Here is a 24,966-nt window from a genome sequence, read left to right as displayed (position 1 = left end):
GCCAAACCCTGCGGGCTTTTTTTTGCTTAAATAGAAATTCGAGATTTCACTGGTATTCGAATATGTTGTAAGTTATTCAACCCAACATATCTTTTAGGGTATTATAATTTGATCTGGATAAAGCAACTTCTGCAGAATCACCTAGAAGAACTTTGAAATGGTTTCCTTTTCCATGTAGTATCTTCTTCACTTCGGAAAGATTGATGATAAAAGATCTATGAGAACGGAAAAAATCGGAATTGAGTTCTGAAAGAACTGATTCCATAGTTTTGCGTATCAGCTCTTTTCTCCCAGACTTTAGATGGATCTCGGTAAAATTACCCGAAGCTTCAAGATATAGAATATCCTGGAATCGGATCACTTCTATCATCCCGTCTTTTTTGAGAGAGATACTATTTTTGCGCATAGAATCCGCCTTAGAAGCGGAAGCAGACTTCATACGATCTATCGCAGCGATAAATCTTTCTCTAGTGAATGGTTTTGCCACAAAGTCCAAAACGCCAAAATCAAAGGCGCTTACTGCGTTCTGCTTATCCGAAGAGATCACAATCGTATAAAAGGAATCTTTTTCCGGGAGCTTAAGTATCTCGTATCCTGATTGTCCTTTAAGATTGATATCCAAAAGAAGAAGGTCGATTGGATTTTCTCGAATACTATAAAGAGCAGGAGTTAATTCATCGAAGGTTTTGAGAGAGACTAGGCTTTTTCCAAATGCCTCTCTGCAATAATGTTGGATGGTCCTTGCCATCAATTTATCATCTTCGACTAGAACAGCTCTCACCATGCTTAGCGATTTCTATAAAAAATTCTGAAATGGTCAATCTGAAATTTTGGTTTTGGCAAATAGAAGTGTAAACGTAGCTCCTTGTCCGGGCTTACTCTCCAAACTGATTTTTGCGCCAAGGAGTTCTACCAATCTATGAACCGCATAAAGACCCACACCTGTAGAAGGTTCGTTACCTGTAGGTTTTGCAGATAGACGAGTGAACCTGGAGAATAAAAGTTTTTTATCCTCGTCGGTAAATCCTTTTCCCTCGTCCCTGATTTGTATTTGTATGAAGTCTCCCTTATCTTTTACTAATTTAGATTGAATGAAGATGGAACCGCCTATAGGCGAATATTTTACGGCGTTTGAAACTAAATTATCTAATATACTCGCGACAGCCTTTCTATCAGAACGAATCTTTAGATCTTCTTTTTCAAATTGAGTGTGGAATTGAATACGTTTTAAAGATGCCTGGTAATCGAAGTTTTGGATGGTAGATCTTATATAAGAATTGATATTCAAAATATTATAATCTATTTTTATATTTTCAAAACCGGAAGCAGCAATTCCCACTAAATCGTCGATATGCCCTAAAATTTTTCTAGAAGAACTTTCTATATCAGTAAGGATCTCCTTCTTCTCCTTATCCGAAAATGATTTTAAGTTTTTGCGCAAAATTGTGCTAATACTCATGATCCCTGAAAGTGGGCTTTTCAGATCATGAACTGCAATGCTGATCATATCACTTTTATTCGTATCTTCCTCTCGCAACCTTTCATTCAAACGGATAATCCTCTGGGTTTTCAGATAGGTATTCGCCAAAGTTAGGAAAGACACACGATCAAAAATTAGGATCAAAAACAAGGTCACCAAAGGGTTTTGTAAAAGTACAGGTTCTCTATTCCCGGTATAATATATAAAACAGTATAAGATTGCGTAATTAATGGTGTACACGAAATACTTAGTTTGGTCCGGAAATCTAAACATGATTGCCACACTGAACATTGCGCCTGAGAAGAGCGAAATTTCAGGAAGTCTGGGAAAGACAACAACTGTGATACAGGTCCCGGTTAAGGAAAGAAGAAGGACCCCGATCCTACAAAGTAATTTGATTCGATCCAGGCCAGCCCTATGCAAACGACCAGAATTCAAAAGAACATTCATCGTCAAAAAAACGGCATAAAATACCAGATCGAATAGAACGAATGAATTGTCCTTCGCATCCGAAAATGCATCCACAATATCATAAAATGCAAAAGGCAAAATGATGATAGGCAGGATCAGATAAACATATCTGAGTACGATTAAAATTTCAAGGTAAGCGTTTCGAGTAAATACAGGAGCAAAATTTACGGAGGAAAGTATCTTTGCTTTTCTATACTGCCTGAGAGCAAAACGATAATTAAGCCCGAAAAAAAATCGAATGAGCGCCCTCATAGTCCCATATTTATCCCTTTCCCTTTTAAAAAACTCCCTTTTTTGTCCGATCATTCGATTTAGGAAAACTAGTGAAAAAACTTTGTCAAAAAGATGAACAAGAAAAGCCATAAATTCCGGAAAAAAGAATGTACTTATCTCCAAGAATACAAGCAATTATCATAGAACTACCTGTTCTAGTTTATAATTTTATGACTTAAGTACCGATTTTACTTCTTCTTTCAATCTTGAAAAATACTAGAGCGCGTTTCCAAATATTTATAACATTTTTCTAATAAATAATTACAAAGAATTTGCATAAAGGAGCGGAATGTAATATACTGTTTGGCCGATGCCATCTAAGAAAAACGCATTACTGATTTCTTCTGCTTTTATTGTAGTTGTTCTCATTTTTATTTTTACTAGAAGTCAGGCCGGAGCTTCTCAATCCTCTTCCAAAAATGTTTTTTCGGAAGGGCTCTCTATCTTCTCCGGATTTATGAAACTGGGAACTTCTTCTTCTCCCTATAATGAAGATAACGCAGTCGTATCCGCTTCTCTTTTAAAAAGTGAAACTCCCGATAATCTTTATTGGGTGGCAGTTGCTACTCCCCAAGATGCTGGAGAAAAAAAAGCTCAGGAAGAACTCTTAGAACATTGGGCCACATTGTACGGAAAAATTTACTCCAACAAGGCGACCCGCAAAGAAATCGATGAATATTATACCTCACAAATAAAACTCCAGGAAGACCAACTGGAGCTATTGCGCCTAATGGAGGATAGATATCCAGAGCGCCTTGATGACGAAAAACGCAGAATGATCCTAGCCGGCAAAGAACTATACGGCAAAAAGCTGAAAAACGTAACCGAAGAATACAAAAAACATACAAACTAGTAAGTAGGGAGAGAAACGTATGAAAACTCGGTTTTTACGAGGTCCTGCGTTAGGCGTCGTATTCCTGACTGTTTTTGTCACGAGTACGTCCGTTTTCGGTGATCCATATTGGGGAACATTTAAGAAGGATGGTTGCACTGCAATTTTTCCGGGGAAACGTCAATATTCCTCGATCCTTTACGGGATTCCATCCGGCCAGAGTTGGGAAACAACCTGTGCGAATACGGGTGCAACCATCAATGGCCAAACATTTACAAAGCCAAGTCGTTGCAAAAATACCGGATTCAATATGTGGGGAGAATTCGATCTGATCGATGATTCTTGCGAGGCGAACTGGGCAGCAACGGACGAAGGCGGGATCTATAACTATACCCATAAGAACGACGGTTGTCAGTCTTCGGGAACTTATGCGGGTAAAAGAAAGTATTCTTCCCGTATTTGGAACGTGGTAGGAATAAGTTGGGAAGAAGCCTGCGCTAAATTACCTCTTACCATAGCAGGTAAAACATATACAACTCCTCATCGTTGTGTAAACACTGGTGGTGCCACAGGAATGTGGGGAGAATGGTATGTTGCAGATTCAAGTTGTGAAACTGCTCCACAAGCTTACAACAGAGGAGCTCAGGATTCTCTGAAGAGAACCGGAACACTTCCAGGTTATGTGGATCTTCATACTCACCCAATGGCAAATTTAGGTTTTGGTGGAGTAATCTTCCATGGTTCTCCATTCGGCCCAGCTGCAACTGCACTCGCAGATTGTCCGAGCACTTCAGACGAAGGACATTCTGCTGGACACTCTAGAGTAGAAGCAATCGTACAAGACGATATTATCGGAGCCTTATTAGGAACAGCCCGTCACGATAATAGAGGATATGCAGGCTTCCCTTATTGGCCTGCGAACAATAGTTACACTCACCAAACCATGTATTATGAATGGATCAAACGCGCTTATGAAGGCGGAATGAGAGCCATGGTAGTACTTGCAGTGAACGGTGACTATATGTTCGGAGCGACGGATAACGGACTTCCTGATATCATCAAAGGTATCGCAATCGCTACCGATCCTGTATACGACCTGAACGATATGAACACCTTACGCCGCCAAACCCAGGCAGTGTATGATATGCAAGCTTGGATCGATGCACAAAGCGGCGGTCCAGGGCAAGGTTGGTTCCGTATCGTAAAAACTCCTGCGGAAGCGCAGACTGTAATTTCCGGCGGTAAACTTGCAGTGGTCTTAGGTGCAGAAGTTGACTATCTGGTAGATTGTACCGGAAGCAACTGTAACGATTCCATGATCACACAAGGTGTACAAGAGTTATATGACTTAGGACTACGTTATGTATTCCCGATTCACTTAAAAACCAATGGATTCGGTGGAGCAGGACTTTACAATATTCTCGGAAGTGGAACCAAATACGATTGTAAACACTACGGACAGGATTGTAACACTGCAGGTCTGACAACTTACGGACAGAAAGTTCTTAGAGAGTTGATGAAAAAAGGAATGATCATCGACGTTGGGCATATGTCCGCAAAATCCTTGGATGGAGCTATCACATTCGCGGAGCAACAGTCTTATCCTGGTATCGTAACAGGTCACACCGGCGTCTATGATATGGCGAATAAAGGAAATCGTCATGAGGCAAACCCGACAGGCGCTGCACTTAAACGTATCAGTACATTAGGTGGAATGATCGGCCTTATTACCGGACAAGGAAATCTGGAAGAGATAGGTGAGTGGAGACAGAATAGCGACGGTTCGTACATCGCACATGCTTGCGGTGGAACTAGCCAAACATTCGCTCAATCCTACCAATATCTCAAAACTCTAATAGGAGATCCTGCTTATGATGGAAGGATTGCTATTGGAACAGATTTTAACGGATTTGCTCATATGCCTGGGCCTCGTTATGGAACCCGTGCTTGTCCTGGAGGAACCTCCACTATTGCACAGCCAGAGGCTTCTAAGGTTGGATATCCTTTCTCTCCGGACGCTTCCATTAGATTAGCGGCAACTCTTGCAGCTTCTCCTTCTCTTGGAAAATACTCCTTCGGGAATAGAACATTCGACTTCAATACGGAAGGTGCCTCCCATATAGGGCTCATGCCTGACTTCTTTGAAGACTTAAGACAACAGGGTCTTAAACGTTCTGATCTGGAGCCGGTCTATAGATCCGCTGACTTCTTCACTTCAATGTGGCAGAACGCGGTAAATAGAAGCGGAAGTATCCAATAAATTCGACCAAGGCCCGCTCCCAAGCGGGCCTTTTTGTATCTATAAGTCTAAAAGAAAAAGTTTGGTCTTTGGAACGAAAAGAGCAGAGTAGGTTCTAAGATAAAAAGAGCTTATTTTTAATGAGGCCTTTATTGAACCCAAAGACCCTAATTCCGTCCTTATTCCTTATGCTAACTGTAGCTTGTTCCAATGGAGACACAGACTCCACGGATGATACTGCGGCTAGCTTATTATACTCGGCTTACGGAGCCAGTTTCACTCCTGTGCCTACCGGCGGATGTGCGGATTCTGCGGTCTCATCTATCGTTACCGGGGGAACCGCTACATTCTCAGGTGCTAGTTATTATTATTATTTCTATTCTTTTACCGGAAACGGCGCAACAAATACCTTCAACGTTAGTTTTACTAGTGGAGAAGCAGACCTATGGATCGGTGCAGAAAACGCAGTGCTAATCCCAACGGATTTCAGCCAGGTCGAATTTAGAAGTGAGAATATCGGAACAGAATCTTATTCAGGTGTAACTACTGTTAACGGTTCAACCCGTTGTTTGGTCATTCCGGTCACTGATGCCGGGACCATCACCTTGTCTGTGCAGTGAATTCGCGACCATAGTTTAATAAATAATTGACAATCGCCTCCGCGGCCTTATCTTTCCGTCTCCAGATCCATTAAGGAGCAAAACGGATGTCAACAAGCGAGCCACTAAGTATAGTCGGTATCATCAGGAACAGCATAGAATTAGGATTAAAAAACTTTGTCCCCCTATTCGTTGCCTTTATTCTTTGGTTAGTAACCGTATGGATACCATACCTAAACGTAGGAACATCGATAGGATTATTTATCCTGATTCCGATTAAGATCGGAAGAGGGGAATCTTTTTCACCGACGGATATTTTTAATAAAGAAAACAGAAAATACATAGGTGAATTCTTTCTTACCGTAGGTTTCGTAATTTTAGGATTTTATGCCGGAGTACTTTTCTTTATTATTCCAGCATTCGTAATCGGCGTAGCATGGGGCCAAGCTACTTTTCTATTATTTGATAAAGGTTACGATCCGATCCAAGCTATCAAAAAGAGTAATGAAATCACCTATGGTAAAAAATGGATTATATTCTTAGGTTCAATAGCATTGGTGATTAGTTTGGCGATAGCAGCTTTTATACTTAGCTTTATCACTGGACTTATTAGCCAATACTTAACTTATTTAGTACTTTTCGTGATCTACGTGACCTTCTTTCCGATTATCATCGCATCTCACGGATATATTTATAATTCTCTAATTAAAGAAGCAGGATTATAAATCTCATAAAAAAGGCGCCAATGCGGCGCCTTTTCTTTTAATCATATATAAATTTATATTTATTCAAAATAACTCATCATCGTCGCTAGGTGGAGTTGCAGCTCTAGAAGAAGTTTCCGATTTAGGGCTCGCGGTTTTCTTCTGTGTTTCTCCGCTCCCTGACTTGGAAAGATATTCTATTTTTCCTTCAGCTTCCGCAAGAATAGATTGGCAAAGAGTTCGAAGTTCCATTCCTCTTTCGTAAGATTTAATGGATTCTTCTAAGGTCAATTGTCCTCTTTCCAAATTTTCCGCAATCTGCTCCAATTCGGTTAAAGCCTGCTCAAAACTAATTTCCGTTTTTTTACTCATTGTATTTCACCTTGGTAAGAAACCCGAATCCTACCTTCCGCCAATATGACCTCTAGTTCTTCCTCTTTCTCTAACTGAGCCGGAGATGTAACGACTTTTTTTCCTTTCTTACGAACTACTGAATATCCTCTTTTTAAGGTTCCTAAAGGAGAGAATCCTTCTAATTTTCCAGAGAGAAGTTGGAATTCCTTCTTCTTTCTTTCCAACTGAGATTTAAAAGAAGTGATAAGTCCGTTCGATACAGGACTAAATTTGTTTTGGGCACTCATCAGATAATTTTTGCCCAAAAGATGAATCCTGGAATTGATCTCATCTAATTGCAAGATCCTATCATTTAGCATGGACCTAGGATCTAAAAATGCTTTTTTATTCGTGAGGATCCTAAACTTTTCTTTCAAGTTGCTAACCTGGTTTTTTAAAGCGGTTTTAAGTCTCACTTCGAATTCCGCAAGCCCTGATTCTACAAGTTCCATTTCAGGCACGGCCATTTCTGCGGCGGCAGTAGGTGTGGGGGCAAAATGGTCCGCTGCCAAATCGGAAAGAACGGAATCTATTTGATGGCCTACTGCGGAAATAATGGGAACTCTACTTTCCGCAAAGGTGAGGACCACTTTTTCGTCATTAAACGCCATTAAGTCTTCCGTGCTTCCGCCACCTCGACCCGCAATGATTAGATCCACATCCCATTTCGGGTCATTCAACTGTTTGATTGCGGAAATAATAGACTCGGGCGCTCCATCTCCTTGTACCAAACAAGGAGAGATCAAAATATCTATATTAGGAAATCTTTGTTTAGAAATACGGATAATATCTTCTATCGCCGCTCCAGTAGGGGAGGTAGCGACTCCGATCCTCCAAGGGAATGCAGGAAGTTTCCGTTTTCTTTCCGGATCGAATACTCCTTGCGCCGCAAGTTTTCTTTTTAACTCTTCTATTTGGAGAAGAAGGTCCCCTTGTCCCAACTCCTCTATTTTAGAAATATTTAGATTATATTGTCCTCTAGGCTCATAAACGGAAATGGCACCGAATGCCTTGATTTCCATTCCATTTTCCAAAGGTTTCCCTTTATATCTTCCGTTACTATAAGAGAAAAAAGTACAGGCGATGAGTGACTTAGGGTCTTTTAAGTTAAAGTAAATATGACCCTGGTGGGATTTGGAATAATTGGAGATCTCTCCCTGGATCCAGATATTTCGGAGAATGTCCGGACCGGTCAGAAGTTGTTTAACGATAGAATTGATCTCGGAAACTGAATATGTTTTTGTTTCTTCCATCAGAAATTAACTGGCGAAAAAGTCTTTTCTGTACAATTTCCAGAAATCCCAAAGGATCACAACCATTGTAACCGCAACCGGTCCGAGAACCAGTCCCATGATCCCGAATTCTTGGATGCCTCCGATCAAGGACAAAAATATTAATAAAGGATGGATCCTAAGTTTTTTGTCCAACATCTTAGGTTTTACAACATTCTCCAGAACTATATACAGGGTAAGACCCATTACCATAAATAAACTGGCGCCAATGATATTGTTCTCAATGAACATTAAATAAAGTCCAATCGGTAGCCAAACCACTGAAGTTCCGATCACTGGGATTAAAGAAAAAAATGCGGCAAGACTCGCATATAAGAACGGGTTCGAAATTTTTGCGAATAAAAGAAGAATATAAACTCCAGCTCCCTGCATAATGGAAACAATTAGATTTCCTTTAAATACAGTCTGCACTGCGGATGCGATCTTTCTTCCTACTTGTTCTTCTACTTCCGTGGAGAAGGGTAGGTTATCCAAAATGAATCTTTCTATCTTCCTTCCGTCTTGGTAAAAGAAAAACAAAAGTAAAAGAGAAAAGAACAGATTCATAATGATCCCGGCAGGAAGATCGATAGAACCCAGAATAAAAGAAGAAGCATTGCTCAAAACGGCGTACAAGCTATCCAAGTTCAAAATATCTATATAATTCTTGGCAAAATCTCCGTAAATTTCAGGAAGTTTCACCCAAAAGAAAGGATTATCCGTAAAAAGATCTGTGAGAATGTTCAGACTCATAATCGTATCTATGATCTTATCTTCCGAAAGAGAGATTCTAATTTTGAATAGAATAGAAAGAGATTCCTCGATCAGAGTTCGAATCATAAAATAAGAAGGAAGAATTACGATCATACAAACGGAACCGATCATGATCCAAGGAGCCACTGGCTCAAATTTTGGACCAACCAATCTTCTTAACTGTTTGTATTGTTTGCGTGTCGCTAGGTATAAGATCAAAGCAACAAGTGCTGAATAAAAATAAGGTCTTAAAACTACGAATAATAGAAATCCTGTCCCGAGGCAGAACACACCTAGGATCAGGTTAAAAAGTTTTCGGTTGGTTTCCTGTCCTTCTTTGGGGGACATCAAAAACCTCCATTCGTGGTTTTCTGGAATAATTTTACGATACTTCCTCTTTCTCCGGGATGGATGGTGATCGCGAGAATCTTATGCCGAAGAACATCCACCAAATATAAACTTTTCTCCTCAGATTTTTGGCTTTGTAAAATTTTATGACCAAAACTGGAGATCAAATATTCGTAATATCTCTCCATCGTGGTTTTTGGAAGAGAGGTTTTAAAAACTACAACCGCTTCCTTATTCTCCAGAAGGCGATCCGCTTTCAATTCGGTAAAAAACAATACCTCTGAATCATCCGGAACAAAATTGCTTGGAATGGAAGAAGGCGCCTTATACGGTTTTTCCACTATGGTAAGTTGGTTATGCCTGAAAATTTTAGGCCTATCTCTGACCTTCTTAATTTTTACAGGGTCAGGACTCATCAAATCGGGTAATTTGGTTTCTTGAGAAAAAAGAGAAAAATTCCCGATCAGCAAAAATACTAGAACCGAACCGAGGACATGCGAGAAACTGCGGCCTTCCACGAAATTTAGTTGAATCTAACGCTTCCCCCTTGACAATCCTTTTCTAGATGCAATTCGCCGGATTCGATTTTTATATCCAAACTCTATTGGATTGGGTATCCGGTCTGCCGAGCGCCCTTGTCTGGTTTTTTTTCGCATTTTCCAATTTTACCGAAAACGTTTTTCCTCCTTGGCCGGGCGATACTGTCACTGCATTCGGAGGATTTTTACTCGCAAGAGGCGCCTTAAGTTTTTGGGAACTAGTCTCAAGCACCTTGGTTGGAAATCTTGCGGGTGCCTGGGTAATGTATGCATTCGGTCATAAACTATTGGATTGGCTGAAGAATAAAAACTTCCCGTTCAAATCGGAACTCTACAACGAAGAATCCATACAAAAAACATTGGATTGGTTTTCCAGAAATGGAGTCGTTGTAGTGATCTTTTCCAGGTTCTCCGCAGGAATACGATTTTTCGTTTCCATCGTCGCAGGAATGGTGGAAATGAGGCCCTTGCTATTCTTCTCCGCATTCACTTTAGCAGTTACTATCTGGTGCGGGATACTAATCTATGGCGGATTTTATTTAGGATCTCATTGGGAGAAGGTTCTAGAATTTTTAGCTCTGTATAATAAAATTTTTACAGGCTTCTTCGTGACTGCAGTTATCGGATTTATAATCTACAAAAAGTTTTTTGAAAGAAGAAAGGAAGCCTAGGCTTCCAAAACTTCTTTTAACGTTTTTACAAATTTTTTATGAATTGGGTCAGTTTCTTTAGGTAATTCTAATTTTTTGGCAAGTTCTAATAGAACATTCGGTTCTATCACTTTTCCTTCGAACCATTGCCCTGCCATATCCCCTGAAATTTTTAGTACAGAAGATAGATCCAAAATTTCTCTTTCAACCATCACAAGTGCAAATCCCAAGGCACCATCTGTAGGAATATAAGGTGTAATTCCTTCCGTTTTCCAAGGATCTAAACCGGTAGGAAGAGCACTTCGTACATTCCATTTCATTTCGTCGGAAGGAGGTCCAAGTTCTGTTTTGTTAATGAGAACCAACTGTACAGGATTAATATCTCCGTGGATCCTACGATTTTCTTCTGCAAGTTCTCGGATGAGCTTTGCATTATCTCTAGTAATCGCGTCTCTTCCTAAAAAATTCAATTTATAGAGATAATCTTCCAGTTCTTTCCCTTGTAAGGCTCCAGTCAGAATAAATTGGTATAGAATAAAGATCAGATAATCACTTTCCGTATTGTCCCCAAGTAAAATTTCCTTGGAGTTTGTAGGAAGATAGATCCTATCTCTCAGAAGGATCGTAAGTTTATACGCCAATTGGTCGAATAAACTTTGGAAAGAAGAACCCGCGAATTTACGCACCCTTTCCAATGCTCCCCAAAGACCTTCCGTCAAAAATCTGGTAGGATGAGAAAGAGTGTCCCAAAACTTATCCACCATTCCTTTCAAAGTACCTTCCAGATACTTCAAGTGAAGTGATTCCGTTTTTACTCCTTGGGTCCTGAAAGTAGAAAGTAAGGTCCTTCTGAAAAAATGAGGACTAGCGGAAATAAAACAAAGAGGGGAATCCGACGTAGCCTCTCTCAATTCCTTGAATAATGTAGGCATCCCGGGCAGAGGTAATTTCTGCTCAGGTGTTTCGAATAATGTGGAAATTTTTCCCTTATTGGAATGTATATCCGTGGCTAGATAGGTCTGGTCAATATCGGAAGTAGTTACAATTCCTGCATATTCTTCTGCCAAGATACGTAAAGCTCCCATTCCGATTAGGCTTTGGGAAACTAACTCGTGTTTGCCGGGAGTATTTAAGTAGGCTAGATCTTTTCCAAACTGCCTATACGAATCCGGTTTTAGAAAATGAATATGAAATACGTAATTTCCGGGAGCCAAAGGAAAGGTAAATTCATGAAAGAAGAACCCACTTTCGTCCCCCCTGATTTCAGGAGAACGATGTAAAATTTTACCGGACTGATCCACAATTTCCGCTACAAGGATCGGTTTACGCACTGATTCAAGTCCGTAATCTAAAAATGGAGTAATCTCTTTTTCTTGTCCTTGGAATAAGCCGGTGAGAAGGTCCCATTTTTTAGGATCCGTCATTTCTTCGCTGACGGAAATATCCACCACCTGGCCACGGATATAGTAACGGTTCTCTCTTCCGAGAGTTCCTCCGCAAATTGCGGCCCTACGTTTCTCCGTATTCTTGGAAATTTTGCGTTCTGTTTCTTCCGTCACAATCTTGCAGGATTCCTTTTTTACATTTTGGGAAAGGAAAACTCTACCATGGGGGTTCTAAAGGGAAAGCAAAAATCCAATTTCTTTCTTTTCGAGGGAAAAGGTCCTCCTAGGATGGTCTCAGGATGGCGAGGGGGAAACATTCGGACGGGAACCGGAAAGGTCCCAAGTCGATTTATATCCGCAAAATGAGATATGAAGAGGCATATCGGCTCTTAGACCGGGAAATCCAAGCTGCATTCATGAAGGGAGAAACCCTGGTAGAAGTGGTGCACGGGATTGGCGAGGGAGTTTTGAAAAAAATGACCGACGATTATATCCGAGCACACTCCTTTCTAAAAATTTTAGAGGATGGCGGACTTCACCTCGCAAATAATCCTGGTTCCACACTTGTGGAAATCATGGGCCCGTCTTCGGAAGATCTTAAAAAGTATTTAAAATAATGGGAACTACAAGACCAAAAGTCCAGATCCTGGATGTAACTCTCAGAGATGGGGAGCAGACCAGAGGTGTCAGCTTCTCCGCTTCCGAAAAATTAAATATCGCAAAATTTCTATTACAAAATCTGAAAGTAGATAGAGTGGAGATCGCATCCGCTCGTGTCTCTCAGGGAGAATTAGAAAGTGTCCGAGGAATCATGACCTGGGCTGCTTCCGAGGGTTTGGAAAAAAGGATCGAAATTCTGGGATTTGTAGATTCTCACAAAAGTGTGGATTGGATCCTGGCCTCCGGTGCAAAAACCTTAAATCTACTTACGAAAGGTTCTCTCAAACATCTAGAAGGGCAGCTTAAAAAAACTCCAAAAGAACATTTTGAAGAAGTATCCGAAACCATCCAATACGCTAAAAAGAATGGCCTGGAAGTAAATGTGTATTTGGAAGATTGGTCCAACGGATATCTAAATAGTAAAGAATATGTTTTGGACTTTGTTTCTCATCTTTCCAAAGAACCATTAGGCAAAATTTTCTTACCAGATACATTAGGAGTTCTTTCTCCTGACGAAACATTCTCAGGAATTTCTCTTCTTACCCAAAAACATCCCGAACTACATTTCGAATTTCATGGGCATAACGATTATGATCTTTCCGTAGCAAACTGTTTATTCGCGGTTAAAGCGGGAGCAAAAGGTGTACACGTTAGCGTAAACGGCTTAGGAGAAAGAGCCGGAAATTCTCCGCTAGAAGCAGTAATCACAGCATTACATGATAAAGCGGGTGTGCTCACAGAAGTAAACGAAAAAGCGATCTCCGAAGCAAGCCGCCTGGTAGAAGCTTTCAGCGGAAAAAGAATCTCCGCCAACCGTCCGGTAGTGGGAGAAGATGTATTCACTCAAACAGCCGGTGTACATGCGGACGGGGATAAAAAGGGAAATTTATACGCAAATCCGATCCTGCCGGAACGTTTCGGTAGAAAAAGAAGTTATGCACTAGGCAAACTCGCAGGAAAAGCAAGCATCTCAGAAAACCTAAAACAACTCGGACTTGTGCTTTCTCCCGAAATCGAAAAAAAGGTTTTGGAAAAAGTAATAGAGCTTGGGGACCAAAACAAAAATATCACGCCGGAAGATCTTCCATTTATCATCGCAGATGTTTCCGGAAATTCCAGCGTCCAAGCGATCAAAATCACAGGATGTAAGATCAACTCAGGTCTTGGAATCCGACCAAAAGCAATTGTAGAATTAGAATATCATGGCAATAAATATTCTGAGGAAGGAGAAGGGGATGGAGGTTATGACGCATTCATGTCTGCCCTGACTAGCATTGCTACCAAAGCAGGCCTTTCTATTCCAAGACTCGTAGACTATGAGGTTCGTATTCCTCCCGGTGGAAAAACGGATGCACTTGTGGAAACAATGATCACCTGGAACAAGGCCCAGGAAAATCATGAGGACGAAAATTTTAAGACCATGGGAATCCATTGCGACCAAACAGTAGCTGCAGTTTTAGCTACTGAAAAAATGCTGAACTTAATTCTTCCTACATGGCAAACTTAAAATTGATGATCGTAGGCCTGGGAAATCCCGGTCAAAAATACGAAAAAAACCGTCATAATATTGGCTTTCTGGTCCTAGACAATCTCGCTAAAGACTGGGGGGTGGACTTAAACCATTCTTCCAAAGAAGAAAAAGGTAAAATAGACAAGGACGGAGTTTCTTATTATTTTCTAAAACCGCTAGAATATATGAATCTTTCCGGAAGAGCAGTCTCGGAACTCTCCCGTAAAAACGGGATCCCTCCCGAAAACATTTTAGTCATTCATGACGAGGTGGATTTTCCATTCTCCAAACTCAAATTTAAACAAAGCGGTGGAAATGGTGGTCATAACGGGATCAAGGATATCTCCGAAAAACTAGGTTCACCTGATTTTTTCAGACTCAGATTCGGGGTAGGAAAACCGGGAGACAGCGCTCTCACTGCAGGACATGTTCTATCCAATTTTAACCAGGAAGAAATGAGCAAATTGCCCGAATTATTCGGCCAGGCAAAACAAAAAATCCAGGATTGGGTCCGGGAAAGACAGATCATTTTTTCGAAAGCCTCCGATAAATAAACTATCCCGGAAAGGTGAATTTCTCCGGGAACTTTTATCCGGAGAAACCTGTGAGCGAATACGCGGTCAAACTTCCCCAATTTCCTTCCGAAATCCTGAATTCTGCCGCTTCTCGTTTTTACGAATATCTGAGAGTAGAAAAAAATTATTCCCAAAACACTCTTAACGCGTATCTACTGGATCTGAAATCATTCTTCGAATTCTGCTTACAAGAACAGATTGAAATTTACCAATTAGAATCTGTGGATGTTCGCTCTTATTTTGCATTCCTTTCTAAAAACCAAGGTTTGGATAGAAGGACCCAAAGCAGAAAACTCTCCAGCCTTAGGACATTCTATAAAGTATTATTAAAAGATAATTTGGTTCCGGGAAATCCCATCCTTTCCGTGAACTTTCCTAAAACCAGAAAACAAGTCCCGAAAAACTTTCGAATCGAAGAAACAGAAAGTATTTTAGATTACGAATACGAAAATGAGAACGCATCCGAGATATTAAATGTCAGAGATAAAGCTATCTTAGAAGTATTGTATTCTTCAGGACTCAGGGTCTTTGAGCTAGTAGACGCGACTCTAGTACAATTGTCTGCGGATCATTCTATCTTAAAAGTTATGGGTAAAAGAAGAAAGGAAAGATACGTATATTTAGGAAAAGAAGCCATCCAAAGTTTAAATGAATACTTGGATGTACGTCCTAGATTCCGTCCCAGATCCGATGAAATTTTTCTGAATCAAAAGGGAAATAAACTGACGACCAGAGGGGTTCGTTATATTTTGAACGAGAGAAGGAAACGAATGGGATGGGACAAACCCATTACCCCCCATAAATTCCGTCATACGTTCGCAACGGACTTACTCGATGCCGGCGCGGATATCCGTGCAGTCCAAGAGCTTTTGGGGCATTCCTCTCTATCCACCACCCAGGTTTACCTGAGCGTGAGTAAGGAAAAGATCAAAGAGGTCTACCGAAAGGCTCACCCACATGCAAGACTCGATAAATCCAAATAAAATACATGCAACTACGATACTATGCGTTCGCAAAGGCGGAAAAGTAGCAATCGCAGGTGACGGACAGGTTTCTTTTGGAAACACCGTCATGAAAAACACCGCAAGAAAAGTTCGCAAACTTTACTCCGATAAAATTGTCTCCGGCTTTGCAGGTTCCGCCGCAGACGCATTTACCTTATTCGAATTATTCGAAAAAAAAGTGCAAGAATACGGAGGAAGTCTTTCCAGATCCGCGGTCGAACTTGCCAGAGAATGGAGATCCGACAGAGCTCTCCGAAGACTGGAAGCAATGCTAATTGTTGCAGATAAGGATGAATCCTTTTTAGTTTCCGGAACAGGAGATGTAATCTCACCAGACGATGGAATATTAGCGATAGGCTCTGGCGGAAATTATGCACTCTCCGCAGCAAGAGCACTTTATAATCATACAAATCTGGAACCTTCTCAGATCGTAAAAGAAGCCATGAACATAGCCGCAGATATTTGTATATACACAAATCATAATATAATTGTAGAGGAAATCGGACAATGAGCGAATTCCTTCCCCAAACAAATGAAACCAAACTAGGGGATGACGAACTCACTCCTAGACAAATCGTTTCCAAACTAGACGAGCATATCATAGGACAAAAGAACGCCAAAAAAGCCGTGGCAATCGCTCTTAGAAATAGAACTAGACGTAGAAAACTAGATCCTGAATTAAGAGAAGAAATTTATCCAAAAAACATTATCATGATCGGGCCTACAGGAGTGGGAAAAACCGAGATTGCAAGAAGACTTTCCAAACTCTGCGGCGCTCCTTTCTTAAAAGTAGAAAGTACAAAATTTACGGAAGTAGGTTATGTAGGTAGAGACGTAGAAAGTATTATTCGAGATCTCGCTATGGTTTCCTTAAACCTAGTTAAACAAGAATTCAGAAAAGAAGTAGAAGCAAAGGCGAAGGAAAGAGCAGAAGAAGCTTTGTTGGATATCCTACTTCCTTTTCCGGCTAAAACTTCCATCGCAGATCCTCATCCACCTTCTATAGGTTTTTCCACAAACGAAGCGGATGAAGAAAGAGAGAAAAGATTTTTAGAAACCAGAGAGACCATGAGAAAAAAACTCAAATCTGGGAAACTAAACGAACAAATTATAGAAATAGATATTCCACAAGCAGGACCACAAGGACTTCCGATGCTCCAAGTATTCGGAGCTGGGAATATGGAAGATCTGGATAATCATATCCAAAATGTTTTGGGCGATCTAATGCCTAAAAAACAGAAAAAACGAAAATTGCCTATCCCCGAAGCTCTTAAAGTTTTAGAAGAAGCGGAAGCAGAAAAACTTTTAGATCCTGACAAGGTACAAAGAGAAGCCCAAAAACGAGTGGAAGAGATGGGAATCGTATTCTTAGACGAGATTGACAAGATCGCAAGTAGAGAAGGAAGAGCAGGCGCAGACGTATCTAGAGAAGGTGTCCAAAGAGACTTACTCCCGATCGTAGAAGGTGCAACAGTAAATACAAAGATCGGCCCGATCGTAACGGATCATATTTTGTTTATCGCAGCTGGAGCATTCCATATGTCTAAACCTTCTGACCTCATCCCGGAATTGCAGGGACGTTTTCCAATCCGAGTAGAACTCGAAAAATTATCTATGGACGATTTCGAAAAGATCTTAACCGCTCCCAGATCTTCTCTAGTTAAACAATACCAAGCATTACTCGAAACGGATGGGATTAAAATTGAATTTGCTCCGGACGGGATCAAAGAGATCGCAAAGATCGCCTATGATATGAACGAAAAGCATGAAAACATAGGCGCTCGTAGACTAAACACGATCATGGAAAGGCTCTTGGAAGATCTAAGCTTCGAAGGCCCGGATCTACCGGAAGACCAAAGAAAATTAACCATCAACAAGGCAGCAGTCGAATCCAAATTAAAGGGAATTATAGAAGATAAAGATCTAAGTCGTTATATTCTTTAAAAAGCCATTTCGCGAAGTGCTTCTAATGGATATCTCATATAGACAGTAGTAGTTCTGGAACCGGATGTAATGGTCAGAAGATCTAACGGATTCAAACCCATTGTATAATAACCTTCGTCGATCATAGCGATCCCGAAACCTGCACTTTCCTTTTCGTCCAAAAATTCAGGACGGAAGAAGTCTGCGGAATTTCCTTGGTCGAATAATTCCTTATGACGAATACGGGATTCTTCTATTCTTCCAAAATCCATATTATGGATCGGAGAATCATTACGGATCCTGAAATTCAGTTCGTCCTTAGTGATCCTGATCTTAACAGAAATTCTCATTCTGTTTTTCTTAAGTTTATAACGGATATCAGTTAAGAATTCTTTCTCTTCGTCTTTTAAGATTTGTTTTTTAGCACGGATTCGATCTTCTAACTGAAGAATGTTCTGAACCTGCTTCTTGATCTTATCCGGAACCACATATCTCTGCATCGCATCCCGAAGAGGAGAAGTATCCATGATGATCTCAAGTAGTTCTTCCGCTTCTTCTTGGGTTTCGCCAAGCTTTTCTATTTTTCTCAGAAGTTCGTCTCTGAAAATAATATGGCGGATATTTCCTTTGATCGCGTTTAATAATGCCTCCATGAGTCCGCTGAAAAGATGAAATGCAGCGAGAGGGTTAGCACCGATCTCTTCAAGGAGACCGTTAACGAGTTCGGAAAGAATATCTCTGGTAGGTTTCGTTAGACCTTTCAGTTCTAAATGGAAGAATCTTCTCTGCTTGAGTTCTTCTATATTTTGGAGGATTTGAGCCCCTTTGAGGACAGATTTCTGGTTTGCCATAGGAGGGAACTTAGAAAATTTAGTACACGTTGGCTTGTGGACTCTATACGGCAAGCTGGTTTTAGAGAGATGGGATCAAAAACCGAAGATTTCGAACTAATCACTCCCGACCTGGGAGATACCGACAAAATCGAACTAGTTCGATGGAATTTTCGGTTGGGGGATCAAATCAATGAAGGGGCAGAAGTCTGCGAACTAGTCACAGATAAAGCTTCCTTTCCGATGGAATCTCCGATTAACGGAATACTAGCGAGAATCGACAGGGAAAAAGGTTCCGTCATCAAAAAAGGAGAAATTTTGGGAATGATCCGGAGGAAAGTTTCCGAGTGAAATTGGTCCATTTATCGGACCTGCATTTTCCCGTAGTATTTCCTTTCACTAGTCTGAAGGGCAAGATGATCCCGGGATATCTAAACTATACCTTTCGGCGTAGGAAAAAATATCCGATCTCTCTCTGGAATGCAATCGTTCGAAAAGTACAATCCTTAAATCCGGACTCTATCATTATCTCCGGAGACATCACAAACGTTTCTCATTGGAAAGAATACAATGAGTCCAAAAAAATCCTAGAACCTGTACTCGGGGACAAAACATTTATGATCCCTGGAAATCATGATCGTTATACAGATATTGCGGCCGGAAAAAAAGGATCCGATCTACCTTATTACGAGAATTTTTTCTCTCCTTGGATGGGGGAAAGTATCCCGTTACAAAACGGATATCTTCGAGTTAAAAAAATAGGAAAACTAGCTTTAGTAGGCTGGGACTCTAATATGCCACTTTCCGTATTGAATGCATATGGGTATGTGGGAGAAGAGATCGTACATTCTACATTGGAATATTTGGAAAAAGAAAAACTAGATCATTATATTCTAATTTGTCATCATCCGATCTGGAATCCTCCGGAACGCCAGGAAAGTTCCGGTCATAAAATGAAAAATAGGGAAGAGATAGCGGAACTTTTGAAAAAAAGGCCACCTTTAGCCTATTTACATGGTCATGTACATACGAACTGGGTAAAATATCCGGATCCTGGAAAACCATACTACGTGATCAATTCCGCATCCAGTACTAGAATTTCAGATCAAAGACACCAAAGTGGCTTCCATCTACTGGAATGGAACGGAACACAATTTAATATCAAAAGATTCGCATTCTCCAATGAAGAAGGGGAATTCACAGAAACACAAATGATCTCATACGAAGAAAAGGAAACAAATGGCCGGTAAAATCCAACCAATCGACATCCAAAGAGAACTCACCAAAATCAAACATCCTGAGCTAAAAAAAGACATCGTGTCTCTCGGAATGATCGGTTCTCTAGAAATCGGAGAAGAAGAAACAAGTATCTTAGTTAAAACTCCTAGCCAAGATAGAAGAATACAAATCGGATTAGAAGCGCAGATCCGTCAGACACTTTCTAAAAAAGAAGGAGTCGGAAAAGTAAAAATCAAGTTCGAAGTAGATCCTAAGATGACCCTCGACGATTCCAATAAGATCCTCGGGGTCAAAAAGGTAATCGCAATCGGTTCCGGAAAAGGTGGGGTTGGAAAATCCACAGTCACAGTAAACCTTGCATCAGCAGCAGCCGCAATGGGCTACAAAGTGGGAGTGATGGATGCAGATATTTACGGACCTTCTATCGGAAAAATGTTCGGAGTAAATGGCAAGGTTGCACTCAAAGCAGAAGAAGATAAAATTTATCCATTAGAAAAAGACGGACTGAAGATCATCTCTTTCTCTTTTTTAATAGAAGAGAAACAACCAGTAGTATGGCGGGGGCCAATGCTCGGAAAGGCGGTAGAACAATTTTTATATGATATCGTCTGGGGTGAATTAGACTTCTTATTTATAGATCTTCCACCCGGAACAGGAGACGTACAATTATCTCTTGCTCAGCTCATAGATTTAGACGGTGCAATTTTAGTAACCACACCACAAACCGTAGCACTTTTAGATGCAAATAGAGCCGCATCCATGTTCCAACAAGTCAAAGTACCGATACTAGGTGTTGTGGAGAATATGAGTGAATTTGTGTGTCCAAATTGTGGACACTCTTCCGCGATTTTTTCTAAGGGCGGAGGTGAAAAATTAGCAGATTCTGCCGGTACAAAATTCCTGGGAGGGGTCCCACTTACTATGGATGTAATGAGTGCTGGAGAAGCAGGAAAACCTCTGGTTTTTCAAGAACCAGAGGGAATTATCGCAAAATCTTATAAAAACATACTCCAAAACCTGGCCGAAGAGATAAAAAAGTGGGAATAATACTCTGGGGCCAGTCAGTTAGTACAGAGGGAGGCAAACCGTGAAGTTCGAAAAAGGTACAGAGAAGAATCCATCCGGAAACCTCATAGTATATTGCAACGTTGTTGGAGAAAATCCGCTATTTCCGGGCGGCAAAATTATAGCTTCCAACGTAGTGGTAAGTTTTCTCAGAATAGGAGAAAATTTTCCAGTTGTAACGTTCCCTCCCGTCTCCCTAGACAGTTACGAAGACCTAAAACGTATTATCACAGATCATTACGACAAGTATGATGTGGTAAAGATCAAAGACTTCGAAATGCCTGCGGGACAAGAAGATTCCAATTCTTATATCAAAGAAAGAATGGATCATTTCGAGAATGTAGTCATTCGATACGTAGAATTATGTAAGAACAGAGAAGGTGGTTCTTTTCCTGTTCAGGAAAAAGAACCAGAAGGTGTTAGAGATTATCTGGATGCCTTAGCTAATCTTTCTTTAAAAGTAAGACGCTCAAGCGGTATCGCGAGAGAAGCTTCTCTGCTTCATATGGAAAGACTGGTGGAAACTTTTTCAGGAAAACACCCTGAGTTCGATCTTCATAATTTCCGCAAAGCTTTGGAAGTTCCAGGCCAAACCGGAGAAGAGTTAGTAGGATTGTATCTGCAAAAATTCAACGCTATCTCTTACGAAAGATATGAAGATGCTTCTGATCTAAACAAAAAGATCCAAGCAATAGAATCAGTTAGTCCTTAAAAATTTCGGGGCGCCGGGCCCCGAATTCTTCCATTTTTTACGTACCTTTCCTTAACCGTTTATCTACGGATTCCAACGAGGATAAAGATCTATCTCTCTTCCTAAAAGCCTGAAAATCCGAGTGGCCATAAAATCTCCCAGGTCTTCTAAACTTTGGGGCATTTGATAAAAACCAGGAGAAGCGGGGGCAATGATTGCACCTGCATCATGAAGAGCTAACATATTCTCCAAATGAATTCGATTGTAAGGAGTTTCTCTCGGGACCAAGATAAGTTTCCTTCTTTCCTTTAAGGAAACATCAGCTGCTCTTTCAATTAAATTTTCAGTAATCCCCGTGCGAATTGCAGCTACAGTTTTCATAGAGCAGGGAAGCACCACCATTCCGTCCCAAATATTAGAACCAGAGGCAATATCAGCACCTATATCTTCGAATTTTCTAAAATGAAATTTATGAACTTGTTTAGGATTCCATTTTTTACGTACAAACTCTAGGACGTCTTCTCCGGTTTGAACATTTGCCTCATATTCTTCTTTAAAAACTCGGATAGAAGCAGGGCTCGGAACAAACCAGGTCTCTCCAGGAATTTCCATGAGAACTTTCAAAAATCTGGCAGCATAGATGGAGCCACTTGCCCCAGCCATTGCAAGTACCAGTCTTAACGGTTTTTCTTCACTCATCTTTAAAGCCTAGAAAATAGAGAAACTAAATTCGGACCAGTTTCTGCCAAAATCCCTAAAAAGATCACAAGAGAAATCCAGGAATGTATCTGGTAGAAACTAGGCGGAAAATTTCCGTCCTTATTTTCAGAGGCGATCTTTTGTTCCTTAAACAATAAATATCCCACGAAAATTAAAAAAGCCCAGAAAGCTCCTTGAAAACCAGAATACCAAGCTGCAGTTCCTAAAAAAGAAATAGAAAGAATATGAGAAATTCTTGATATAATAAACGAATTTTTTTCTCCGAAGCGAACAGGAACGGAATGGAGGCCTTCTTTTTTGTCGAATTCCCTATCCTGCAAAGCATACAGAATATCAAACCCTGCCAGATTGAACGCAAGCCCTAGGGTCCAAAATCCGGCGATCCAGGAAAATTCTTCCCGAATCGCGATCCAAGTCGCCAGAGGTGCAAGACCGATCGTCAATCCCAGATAAAAATGGCAGAAAAATGTAAACCGTTTCGTATAAGAATAAGTTAATAGAAGAAATAGAGTAGGGAAGGAAAGATAAAAAGAAAGAGGGTTTAAAAACCAGCTGCCTATAAAAAATACAAGAGACGATCCGATGATAAAAATCACCGCCATAAAATCGGAGATCTGACCACTTGGGATCTCTCTATTTGCAGTCCTTGGATTTTTAGCGTCAATCTTACGATCCGCCCATCTATTAAATCCCATAGCCGCACTTCTTGCACCTACCATACAGACCAAGATCCAAAATAATTTTTGGCCCATGACAAGAAGAGAAAGACTTGGCTCTTGTAAGATTGCGAGAACAAATGAGATCCCCGCAAATGGAAGAGCGAATAAAGTATGGGAGAATTTTATAAAACGACCGTATTTGCCTATAGCAGCAAGAGTATTGGAAGCCATCAGAGGAAGTCTTGTAGAATCCTATAAGTTAGAAAGCAGATTTTTTAGAACCAAAACGAAAATGGATGATTTTTTGACCTCCCGGAGAAATCCTAGTATCCATGATCCAAAACACGGATACCAAGCCAAATCCAAACGTTTCTTCCGAGGAAATTGATTCTCTATTAGCTGAGATCGTATCTTCTCCCGAATTACATTTTAAATGGTTAAACACTCTTTCACTTTTGGAACATATCGGTGCTCGTAAAATTCATACCAGCCAAACGGGAGCGTTTCTTTCCGAAATGGTTTTAAGACATGCTTCGGAAGAAGCAAGACATGCCGCATATTTCAAAAAATTAGCATTAAAAGTTAAACCTGAGAGTACGGAAAATTTCGAGAAAGACTCTTTACTATGCGGATACTCGGCCGTTTCTTATTTCCAAAAATTAGATATTTCCGTAGAAAGATCCTTTGCGGCGGAAAATTTTCCTAAACATACTAAATCATTTCTCTGCTATCTATATGTCACAAAATTAATAGAAGAAAGAGCCGGTTTGGTCTACGAAAACTACGATCAGATCTTGGACCAAAAAAAATTAGGAATCTCAGTAAAAGGGATCATCAAGGAAGAAGAATCCCATCTTTCCGAAATGGATGAACGCCTTTCCGAACTAGACCCTAAATTCGAATCCAGAACATTAGAATTTAGAGAAAAAGAACAAAAACTTTTTCAAAAGTACTTCCAAAATATAAGAAAAGAAGTTTTTCAATACTCTTAATCCAAATGAATTTTATTCCAAAATTCGAGATCAAAAAATTAGGTGCGCTGGTAGTTTTAGTTGTCCTAATTCTTTTAGGACCTTCTCTCCAAACTCAGTCTGTTTCCTCGGAAAGAAAAGATTCTCCGATAGGACTCGTGGTTTATTGCCCTCTACAGTCTGAAAAAGAAACTCCATTTGATTTCGAAAGAACCTTGGGGCTTTGGTACAAAAGATATAAACAACAAAAAATCCAAGAAGGGGGAGGAGCAATTTTACTTGTTTCTGCTCCCTATCTTCCTAAAACTTCGGACGAAATAGAAAGACTGAAAAAAAATCTGGGCGCAGAGATCATATTCACCGGTCATCATTCGCTTGTTCCTAAAAAAGAAACCGCAATACCTTCTGATAAAAAAACAAAAAAGAAGAAGGCCACAAAACGCAAAAAGAAACCTTCTACTCCAGACACGAATACAAATACGGAACAACCTGAGAAACTGACTCCAAAACCGGATGATTCCAAACCAAAAGTGGAAACTCCAAAATCTCAAGAGCAAACTAAAGAAATTACTTCTAAACAAGAAGAGAAGGCACGGATTGCTAAAAAGAAAGTTTCTTCTTCCAAAAAATCTAAGAAAAAGGCCTCAAAACTTTCCGCTAAACAACAACCGGTGATCCCACCTGGAATTCTAACGGTAAAGGAAGAAGCTGGATTAAATTTTATATTCTATTCTCCTTCCCTAGAATCCGTACAAGCTGATGAAAAAAATCCATCTTCCTGGATTGGAGATTTTAAGATCCAGTTCTCTAAAACTTTCGAGTCCCAGATATTCCATTTTTTACTCGCTCAAGATCCGAGTGAAAAACCGAAGGAAGACTCCAATCCGATCGCAGAAGGATTATCCAATTTTAAAAAAGAACTTTCGGATACTCTACCTTCTATCGTTCTTTTATCCTCACCAAGAGCTTTGCGTTTTTTTAATGGAGAGTATAGCTTTGGATGTGGAGCAACCCCTGATTCCTTAAAGATCAGCATTTTAGAGTTATTTTTTAGGAATGGAAGACTGATCCGGATCAATGAGGAAGTCCAAACCTTAAATTCTAAAGAATCGAATAAGTCTTGGATCCTGGAATAAAGACTTCTTATTCCCTTCTGTAAATCTAAACGAATTTACAGATTCT

27 protein-coding genes are annotated in these 24,966 nt (G+C 40.3%); 17 read left to right on the top strand and 10 right to left on the bottom strand.

Annotation, left to right across the window (positions count from 1 at the left end; genetic code table 11):
• Positions 1-76 precede the first annotated feature (76 nt).
• A complete protein-coding gene (locus CH365_RS00190) occupies positions 77-784 on the bottom strand; it encodes a LytR/AlgR family response regulator transcription factor (RefSeq protein WP_100766601.1) in 708 nt (235 codons plus the stop codon).
• 33 nt (positions 785-817) lie between these two features.
• Complete coding sequence (locus CH365_RS00185; RefSeq protein ID WP_244282926.1) at positions 818-2,203, bottom strand: sensor histidine kinase; 1,386 nt, start codon at positions 2,201-2,203, stop codon at positions 818-820.
• Between the two features lie 331 nt (positions 2,204-2,534).
• On the opposite strand from CH365_RS00185, the gene CH365_RS00180 reads away from it, so the two are divergent.
• The 4 genes from CH365_RS00180 (at position 2,535) to CH365_RS00165 (ending at position 6,619) form a co-directional block, all read left to right on the top strand.
• Positions 2,535-3,077, top strand: coding sequence for a hypothetical protein (locus tag CH365_RS00180; protein WP_100766599.1), 543 nt, complete (start codon positions 2,535-2,537; stop codon positions 3,075-3,077).
• A 19-nt stretch (positions 3,078-3,096) separates the two neighbouring features.
• Positions 3,097-5,316 carry a membrane dipeptidase gene (locus CH365_RS00175; RefSeq protein ID WP_100766598.1) on the top strand — a complete coding sequence of 740 codons (2,220 nt, stop codon included), beginning with the start codon at positions 3,097-3,099 and terminating at the stop codon, positions 5,314-5,316.
• 131 nt (positions 5,317-5,447) lie between these two features.
• The gene (locus CH365_RS00170; RefSeq protein WP_244282925.1) at positions 5,448-5,915 is read left to right on the top strand and encodes a hypothetical protein; all 468 of its coding nucleotides are present in this window, start codon (positions 5,448-5,450) and stop codon (positions 5,913-5,915) included.
• 86 nt (positions 5,916-6,001) lie between these two features.
• Positions 6,002-6,619, top strand: a complete 618-nt coding sequence (locus tag CH365_RS00165; protein ID WP_100766596.1) for a hypothetical protein — start codon at positions 6,002-6,004, stop codon at positions 6,617-6,619.
• Positions 6,620-6,682: 63 nt separating this feature from the next.
• On the opposite strand, the gene CH365_RS00160 is transcribed toward CH365_RS00165, so the two are convergent.
• The 4 genes from CH365_RS00160 to CH365_RS00145 are packed head-to-tail and all read right to left on the bottom strand — an operon-like array spanning position 6,683 to position 9,833.
• Positions 6,683-6,970 carry an exodeoxyribonuclease VII small subunit gene (locus CH365_RS00160; protein WP_008589813.1) on the bottom strand — a complete coding sequence of 96 codons (288 nt, stop codon included), beginning with the start codon at positions 6,968-6,970 and terminating at the stop codon, positions 6,683-6,685.
• The gene (xseA, locus tag CH365_RS00155) at positions 6,967-8,244 is read right to left on the bottom strand and encodes an exodeoxyribonuclease VII large subunit (RefSeq protein WP_100766595.1); all 1,278 of its coding nucleotides are present in this window, start codon (positions 8,242-8,244) and stop codon (positions 6,967-6,969) included. Before xseA ends, CH365_RS00160 begins: the two co-directional genes overlap by 4 nt.
• A gap of 6 nt (positions 8,245-8,250) precedes the next feature.
• A complete protein-coding gene (locus CH365_RS00150) occupies positions 8,251-9,363 on the bottom strand; it encodes an AI-2E family transporter (protein ID WP_100766594.1) in 1,113 nt (370 codons plus the stop codon).
• A complete protein-coding gene (locus CH365_RS00145; RefSeq protein ID WP_244282924.1) occupies positions 9,363-9,833 on the bottom strand; it encodes a hypothetical protein in 471 nt (156 codons plus the stop codon). Before CH365_RS00145 ends, CH365_RS00150 begins: the two co-directional genes overlap by 1 nt.
• 95 nt (positions 9,834-9,928) lie before the next feature.
• On the opposite strand from CH365_RS00145, the gene CH365_RS00140 reads away from it, so the two are divergent.
• Positions 9,929-10,573, top strand: a complete 645-nt coding sequence (locus CH365_RS00140; RefSeq protein ID WP_100766592.1) for a DedA family protein — start codon at positions 9,929-9,931, stop codon at positions 10,571-10,573.
• Here the strand turns inward: CH365_RS00140 and CH365_RS00135 are convergent.
• Positions 10,570-12,111, bottom strand: coding sequence for a phosphatase domain-containing protein (locus tag CH365_RS00135; protein WP_100766591.1), 1,542 nt, complete (start codon positions 12,109-12,111; stop codon positions 10,570-10,572). The genes CH365_RS00140 and CH365_RS00135 overlap by 4 nt on opposite strands.
• A gap of 125 nt (positions 12,112-12,236) precedes the next feature.
• On the opposite strand from CH365_RS00135, the gene CH365_RS00130 reads away from it, so the two are divergent.
• Genes CH365_RS00130 through hslU form a run of 6 tightly spaced genes read left to right on the top strand, consistent with a single transcriptional unit; the run spans position 12,237 to position 17,630 of the window.
• The gene (locus CH365_RS00130; protein ID WP_100766590.1) at positions 12,237-12,554 is read left to right on the top strand and encodes a Smr/MutS family protein; all 318 of its coding nucleotides are present in this window, start codon (positions 12,237-12,239) and stop codon (positions 12,552-12,554) included.
• Positions 12,554-14,104 carry a (R)-citramalate synthase CimA gene (gene cimA, locus CH365_RS00125; protein WP_100766589.1) on the top strand — a complete coding sequence of 517 codons (1,551 nt, stop codon included), beginning with the start codon at positions 12,554-12,556 and terminating at the stop codon, positions 14,102-14,104. The genes CH365_RS00130 and cimA overlap by 1 nt, the downstream gene beginning before the upstream one ends.
• Positions 14,092-14,661: an aminoacyl-tRNA hydrolase gene (pth, locus tag CH365_RS00120; RefSeq protein ID WP_100766588.1), complete on the top strand. Its 570-nt coding sequence runs from the start codon at positions 14,092-14,094 to the stop codon at positions 14,659-14,661. The genes cimA and pth overlap by 13 nt, the downstream gene beginning before the upstream one ends.
• 50 nt (positions 14,662-14,711) lie before the next feature.
• Positions 14,712-15,665 carry a tyrosine recombinase XerC gene (locus tag CH365_RS00115; protein WP_100767000.1) on the top strand — a complete coding sequence of 318 codons (954 nt, stop codon included), beginning with the start codon at positions 14,712-14,714 and terminating at the stop codon, positions 15,663-15,665.
• The gene (gene hslV, locus CH365_RS00110; RefSeq protein WP_423789952.1) at positions 15,640-16,197 is read left to right on the top strand and encodes an ATP-dependent protease subunit HslV; all 558 of its coding nucleotides are present in this window, start codon (positions 15,640-15,642) and stop codon (positions 16,195-16,197) included. The genes CH365_RS00115 and hslV overlap by 26 nt, the downstream gene beginning before the upstream one ends.
• On the top strand, positions 16,194-17,630 hold the full coding sequence (hslU, locus tag CH365_RS00105; RefSeq protein ID WP_100766587.1) for an ATP-dependent protease ATPase subunit HslU: 1,437 nt from the start codon (positions 16,194-16,196) through the stop codon (positions 17,628-17,630). Before hslV ends, hslU begins: the two co-directional genes overlap by 4 nt.
• On the opposite strand, the gene CH365_RS00100 is transcribed toward hslU, so the two are convergent.
• On the bottom strand, positions 17,627-18,460 hold the full coding sequence (locus CH365_RS00100; RefSeq protein ID WP_100766586.1) for a hypothetical protein: 834 nt from the start codon (positions 18,458-18,460) through the stop codon (positions 17,627-17,629). The genes hslU and CH365_RS00100 overlap by 4 nt on opposite strands.
• Before the next feature lie 69 nt (positions 18,461-18,529).
• On the opposite strand from CH365_RS00100, the gene CH365_RS00095 reads away from it, so the two are divergent.
• Genes CH365_RS00095 through CH365_RS00080 form a run of 4 tightly spaced genes read left to right on the top strand, consistent with a single transcriptional unit; the run spans position 18,530 to position 21,455 of the window.
• Positions 18,530-18,790 (top strand): lipoyl domain-containing protein, encoded by a 261-nt coding sequence (locus CH365_RS00095; RefSeq protein WP_100766999.1) that lies wholly within the window; start codon positions 18,530-18,532, stop codon positions 18,788-18,790.
• Positions 18,787-19,689 (top strand): metallophosphoesterase family protein, encoded by a 903-nt coding sequence (locus tag CH365_RS00090; protein WP_100766585.1) that lies wholly within the window; start codon positions 18,787-18,789, stop codon positions 19,687-19,689. Before CH365_RS00095 ends, CH365_RS00090 begins: the two co-directional genes overlap by 4 nt.
• Complete coding sequence (locus tag CH365_RS00085; RefSeq protein ID WP_100766584.1) at positions 19,679-20,725, top strand: Mrp/NBP35 family ATP-binding protein; 1,047 nt, start codon at positions 19,679-19,681, stop codon at positions 20,723-20,725. The genes CH365_RS00090 and CH365_RS00085 overlap by 11 nt, the downstream gene beginning before the upstream one ends.
• A gap of 40 nt (positions 20,726-20,765) precedes the next feature.
• Positions 20,766-21,455: a hypothetical protein gene (locus CH365_RS00080; protein WP_008589784.1), complete on the top strand. Its 690-nt coding sequence runs from the start codon at positions 20,766-20,768 to the stop codon at positions 21,453-21,455.
• A gap of 63 nt (positions 21,456-21,518) precedes the next feature.
• Here the strand turns inward: CH365_RS00080 and CH365_RS00075 are convergent, their stop codons facing one another.
• Positions 21,519-22,133, bottom strand: a complete 615-nt coding sequence (locus CH365_RS00075; protein ID WP_100766583.1) for a UbiX family flavin prenyltransferase — start codon at positions 22,131-22,133, stop codon at positions 21,519-21,521.
• A 2-nt stretch (positions 22,134-22,135) separates the two neighbouring features.
• A complete protein-coding gene (locus tag CH365_RS00070) occupies positions 22,136-23,044 on the bottom strand; it encodes a UbiA-like polyprenyltransferase (protein WP_100766582.1) in 909 nt (302 codons plus the stop codon).
• 101 nt (positions 23,045-23,145) lie between these two features.
• Here CH365_RS00070 and CH365_RS00065 point away from each other — a divergent pair, with 101 nt between their 5' ends.
• Both CH365_RS00065 and CH365_RS00060 read left to right on the top strand, forming a co-directional pair.
• Entirely contained in the window at positions 23,146-23,805 is a 660-nt protein-coding gene (locus tag CH365_RS00065) for a hypothetical protein (RefSeq protein WP_100766581.1), read from the top strand.
• A 5-nt stretch (positions 23,806-23,810) separates the two neighbouring features.
• Positions 23,811-24,920, top strand: a complete 1,110-nt coding sequence (locus CH365_RS00060) for an LIC11612 family fibronectin-binding protein (protein ID WP_100766580.1) — start codon at positions 23,811-23,813, stop codon at positions 24,918-24,920.
• Positions 24,921-24,966 lie beyond the last annotated feature (46 nt).

Origin of the sequence: Leptospira neocaledonica, from assembly GCF_002812205.1 — a bacterium.
GTDB lineage: Bacteria > Spirochaetota > Leptospiria > Leptospirales > Leptospiraceae > Leptospira_B > Leptospira_B neocaledonica.
Note: the sequence above shows the minus strand (reverse complement) of the source record. Positions and strands in the feature narration are given on the sequence as shown.